Origin of the sequence: Massilia sp. CT11-108 (assembly GCF_047302915.1) — a bacterium.
GTDB lineage: Bacteria > Pseudomonadota > Gammaproteobacteria > Burkholderiales > Burkholderiaceae_D > Telluria > Telluria orientalis.
Genome location: NZ_JBKYMO010000401.1, coordinates 1 through 5,169, shown reverse-complemented (window position 1 = coordinate 5,169; position 5,169 = coordinate 1). Strand labels below are relative to the sequence as shown.

Below are 5,169 nucleotides of genomic sequence, written 5' to 3'. Positions count from 1 at the left end.
CCACCGTCGCACCGGGCGACCCGCTGGTCTCCGACCCTGTTGACTTCGCCGTGCCCGCGCTGGCCGACCTGGCCGTCAGCCTCTGGCTGCCGGGCAGCACGCAGGCGGCGTCGATCCACGACCTCGCGCTGCAGACGAACTACGTGTCCGCCGCCGGCAATTACGCGGGCGCGAACACCCTGCCCGTACAGCGCACGCTGGCCTCGTGGCCGTTCCTGACCGAAGTCGACGTGACGAGTGCCGCCGGCACGCCGTCCGCCATCGTGGCCCTGGGCGATTCGCTGACGGATGGCGTGCGCAGCACGAGCAACGCCAACCGCCGCTGGACCGACTACCTGGCGCGCCGCCTGCGCACCGAAACCCTGCCCGGCAGCCCGCCCATCGCCGTCGTCAACCGGGGCATCAGCGCGAATTCGCTGCTGACGGACTATCCGACGGCGCTCCTGTCCGGCCGCGACGCACTGGAACGCTTCGACCGCGACGTGCTGGCCACGGCCGGCGCGCGCTGGCTGTTCGTCCTCATCGGCATCAACGACATCGTCTATAGTTCTGCGTCAAGTCCCATCCCCGCGGAATCCCTGCAAGCGGGCTGGCTGCAACTGATCGCGCGGGCGCGCACGCGCGGCATGCAGGTCATCGGCGCGACCTTGCTGCCGTACGAAGGCCATCCGTATTTCACGACGGCGCGCGATGCCGTGCGCCAGCGCGCCAACGCATGGATCCGGACGTCCGGCGCCTGGGATGCCGTGGCGGACTTCGATGCCGTGCTGCGCGATCCGGGCCGTCCCACGCGGCTGCTGCCGGCCTACGACGGCGGGGATCACCTGCATCCGAACGATCTCGGCTACGAAGCCGTGGCGAAAGCGATACCGTTGGGCTGGTTCGGTGTATAGTTTGCCTGTGGCAACAATTCAGGTGAATATCATGGCCATCTCTTCCATCTCATCGACGACCACCTCGACGCCAAACACGTCCGTGACGACGAAACCGCCCGAGACGGCGACGCAGGATCCGGCGACCCGCGTGACGTTATCGAACCTGTCCGAACAGGCAAGCATCGTCGCGACACTCGGCAACCGCGACAGCGGCGTCCAGACGTATGACGCGGCTGGCCTGCTGAACGCGGTCGCGCAGGCCGGCATGGCGCAGGCGGGCACGGCGGCGCCGGCGTCGACCGATCCCGCCGCATCCGTGGACACGTCCGCGGAATCCAGCACATCCGTGGCGGCCGCCGTGCCGGGCGACTGGGGCACGATCCTGAAATCGAATCCCGCGTTGACGAGCGTCGCGGTCGAGGACGCCGTCGCGCAGGGCATCGTCAACACGATCAATGTCTACGTGTGACCGCTACATGGACTGCGCGTAATGCTTGTAACAGCGGTGACCTCACGAGCGCCAGGGCGCTCGTGAAGCTGCGCGACGACCGCAGGGAAGCCAGCGGCGGAACGCAGGAAGCGCATCATCGCCGCGCCCACCGGACGCAAGCCGGCGGCGCAGAGTCGCTGACCTGCAGCGCGTCCGCAACGACCGCGCCCACCCTAGCTCCGGACTCCACCATCGACGTATCGGCCTGACCGTCCACCTTGGCCCGGCATGCCGCCGGACCTGTCTCGCACTAACAAATCAGCAACTTTGTGACATTCCGCGTATATGCATATTCGGAATTCTCATGCTCGCCAACGGCCTTTGCGTGGCCGGCAATGCGGGCATCCTCCCCAGAATAGCCGTATTTCGTCTATCACAACAAGCAAGATTGCCCTTCGTGCATCAATTTCACAACAGTATAGACAGGTGACGATTGTGAATACGGCTGGGCGCTCGTTACACTGCGTCACGCCTGGCCGGCATCCAACCCGGTGCGGTTGGGCGTTCTCACAACAACAACCATCGACGAGAGAATAAGGATGACCCAACTCCGCGCCGTACCCGTCTTTACCCGCACTCTGCTTGCTTCCTCGCTGTTCCTGGCCTTCTCTCCCGCCTGGTCTCAAGAGACCCCCGCCGATCCTCCCCCCGCCACTGCTGCGCAGGCACAGCCGGCCGCCGACAACGGCATGGCGTCCGTCGTGGTGCTGGGCTCGCGCTCGACCGCGCGCACGGCGCTGGACTCGGCCGCGCCGGTCGGCCTGATCGGCGCCAAGGACATGGCGATGGCCGGTCCGGTGGAACTGGGCAAGCTGCTGCAGACGCTCGACCCGTCCTTCAACTTCTCGACCACGTTCATCAGCGACGGCACGGACATCATCCGCCCCGCCACCCTGCGCTCGCTGGGCCCCGACCAGCTGCTCGTGCTCGTGAACGGCAAGCGCCGCCACCAGCAGGCGCTCGTCAACGTGCAGCAGACCATCGGCCGCGGCTCGGCCGGTACGGACATCAACGCGATCCCGATGTCGGCGATCCAGCGCATCGAGGTGCTGCGCGACGGCGCCGCCGCGCAGTACGGTTCCGACGCGATCGCCGGCGTGATCAACATCGTGTTGAAGAACCAGACCAACGAAACGCAGCTGTCCGGCACCGTCGGCGGCACGACCGAGGGCGGCGGCGAGCTGCGCCAGGGCAGCGTCAACAAGGGCTGGACGATCGGCGACGGCGGCTACATCAACCTGACGGCCGAGGCCCGCCACCGCGGCGAAACCAACCGCGCAGGCGTCGACTCCCTCCGGGTCGACCCGCCGCGCGTCACGCAGCGCATCGGCGACAGCCTCGCGAAAGACAAGTACTTCTGGTGGAACTCGGCCGTGCCGGTGTCGAGCCAGGGCGAGTTCTACACGTTCGGCGGCGTGTCGCACCGCACGGGCGATTCGGCCGGTTTCTTCCGCTCCGCGGGCGACGGCCGCAACGTGCCCGCCGTCTACCCGAACGGCTTCCTGCCGAACATCCGCACCACCGTCAAGGATGCGTCGCTGGCCGTCGGCTACCGCCGCGACCTGGCGAACGACTGGAAGGTCGACGTCTCCCTGAACCACGGCCGCAGCGAACTGGATTTCCACGAAAAGAGCACGATCAACGTCAGCTACTGGTTCGAACCGAAACCGGGCGGCGGCATCTACGCCGAATCGCCGCTGGAAGCCGATACCGGCAAGCTGAAATTCAAGCAGACGACCTTCAACGCCGACCTGCGCGGCCCGCTGGACGTCCTGGGCAGGACGATCAACTTCGCGACGGGCTTCGAATGGCGCCGCGACGGCTATGCGATCGACGCCGGCGACCCGGTCTCGTACCAGTACGGCCGCACGAACAATCCGGCCATCGTGATCAAGGACCAGACGGGCGGCGCGGCCGCGTCGGGCACGCAGGGCTTCCCCGGCTACACGCCCGCTACCGCCGTCGACGATGCACGCCACAACATCGCGCTGTACGCCGACGCCGAATACAACATCACGCCGCAGCTGCTGGTCGGCGCCGCCGCGCGCTGGGAAAAATACTCAGACTTCGGCAGCACGACGACCGGCAAGCTGTCGCTGCGCTATGACCCGAGCCGCCAGGTGGGCTTCCGCGGCACCTTGTCGACCGGCTTCCGCGCACCAAGCGTGCAGCAGAAGTTCTACAGCTCCGTGTCGACGAACCTGAACGGCGCCGGCGTGCTGACCGAGACGCTGACCGCGCGCGAAGGCAGCGCCGTCACCAAGGCCTTCGGCATCCCGAACCTGAAGGAAGAAACGTCGAAGAACGGCAGCGTGGGCATCATCCTGCGTCCGGCCTCGAACTTCTCGGTCACCGCCGACCTGTGGCGCATCGACATCGACAACCGCATCGTGTTCTCGTCGAACATCGCACCGGAATCGGGTGGGTGCGCGACGGCCGCCGCGTGCCCGATCAAGGCGATCCTCGATCCGCTCAAGGTCGGCCAGGCGCAGTTCTTCACGAACGCGATCGACACCGAAACGAAGGGCCTGGACATCGTCGCCGAGCACACGACGCGCTGGCCGGCCACGACGCTCGTGCTGTCCGCGCAGCTGGACTTCAACCGCACGTCGGTGACGGGCCGCCATTCGGATTCGCCGGTGCTGACGGGCGCCCAGCTGTTCGACGATTCGCAGGTGACGCTGATCGAACGGGGCCAGCCGCGCCAGCACCACGTGCTCGCGGCCGACCTGACGCACGGCCAGTGGAACGGCAACGTGCGCGCCAACTGGTATGGCGAAGTGCAGGGCCAGGGCTTCACCGCCCCGTTCGTGCAGACCTGGGACGGCAAGTGGATCGTGGACGCCACCGTGCGCTACAACTTCTCGAAGTCGACCAGCCTGACCGTCGGTTCGAACAACATCTTCAACACGTTCCCGACCAAGTGGGACCCGGTCAAGGCCGCGCCGTTCCCGCAACTGGGCTTCACCTACTGCTGGGAGACCTGCCCGTTCGGCATCAACGGCCGTTCGTGGTCGGCCCGCCTGGACGTGGCCCTGTAAGCGCGGGACGCGGGCGCGCGTCGTCTCCGGACAGGCGCAGCGCCCAGCGGATCGCCTCCGTGTACATGCGCGCCACATCGGGATCGTCGAAGGCTTCCTTCGCGTGGCCGATCGTGGACGCGAACACCCGTCCCTGGCCGTACTGCCTGATCCACGCGACGGGGACGTCGCGGTCGGGCGGCAGTTGCTCCGGGATGCGCGTCATGTCCAGCCGCTCGCCGTCCATGCTGAGCAGGACTTCCGAGTCGGCGCGCGAGAAATTCTTCACGACATAGAGTTCGTCCTGGCGGATCCAGCGGGCCGGCAGGAACGACGTCATCGGGGTATCGCGGTTCTCGGTCCGCAGCGGGAACGGGAACAGCGGCCACGCGTGGTTGTTGAATGGATGGGAAACGAACACGCCGCCCACCATCTCCACATAATCCTTCCAGCCGGCATTCGCGTCGACGCCGCCGTGGATCGCGACCAGGCCCCCGCCCGCGCGCACGAAGTCGAGCAACGCGGCTTTCTGCGCGGCGTCCAGGCCCCAGTCGCCGGTCGCGCTGACGACGACGATCGCATCGAAGTCGCGCAGGCCCACGGGCTGGAAGCCGGCCGTCATCGGCTGGCCGCCGCGCCCGTTGACGAGGCTGAATTCCGTGCGCATCTCGGTGTCCCACAGATGCGTCGCACGGCCCCAGTTGTAGACGGCGGCCATGCCGGCCGGGATCGAATCGTGATGCCAGCCGCGCGCGCCGCCCAGCACCAGCACGTGCTTGGGCGA

4 protein-coding genes are annotated in these 5,169 nt (G+C 67.2%); 3 read left to right on the top strand and 1 reads right to left on the bottom strand.

The features are described from left to right. From ACEN88_RS23955 to ACEN88_RS23945, 3 genes are all read left to right on the top strand, one after another. A partial coding sequence (locus tag ACEN88_RS23955) for an SGNH/GDSL hydrolase family protein (protein ID WP_413343684.1) occupies positions 1 to 893 on the top strand: 893 nt, incomplete at its 5' end. 31 nt (positions 894 to 924) lie between these two features. Beyond that, the gene (locus ACEN88_RS23950; protein ID WP_413343682.1) at positions 925 to 1,344 is read left to right on the top strand and encodes a hypothetical protein; all 420 of its coding nucleotides are present in this window, start codon (positions 925 to 927) and stop codon (positions 1,342 to 1,344) included. A 560-nt stretch (positions 1,345 to 1,904) separates the two neighbouring features. Further along, positions 1,905 to 4,406, top strand: coding sequence for a TonB-dependent receptor plug domain-containing protein (locus ACEN88_RS23945; RefSeq protein ID WP_413343680.1), 2,502 nt, complete (start codon positions 1,905 to 1,907; stop codon positions 4,404 to 4,406). On the opposite strand, the gene ACEN88_RS23940 is transcribed toward ACEN88_RS23945, so the two are convergent. Beyond that, positions 4,363 to 5,169, bottom strand: an 807-nt coding sequence (locus ACEN88_RS23940; protein WP_413343678.1) for a ThuA domain-containing protein, incomplete at its 5' end; no start/stop codon positions are given. The genes ACEN88_RS23945 and ACEN88_RS23940 overlap by 44 nt on opposite strands.

Excerpts from the sequence above, each read along its gene's own strand:
- ACEN88_RS23945 (WP_413343680.1), top strand. The coding sequence starts at position 1,905 with ATGACCCAACTCCGCGCCGTACCCGTCTTTACCCGCACTCTGCTTGCT.
- ACEN88_RS23950 (WP_413343682.1), top strand. The coding sequence starts at position 925 with ATGGCCATCTCTTCCATCTCATCGACGACCACCTCGACGCCAAACACG.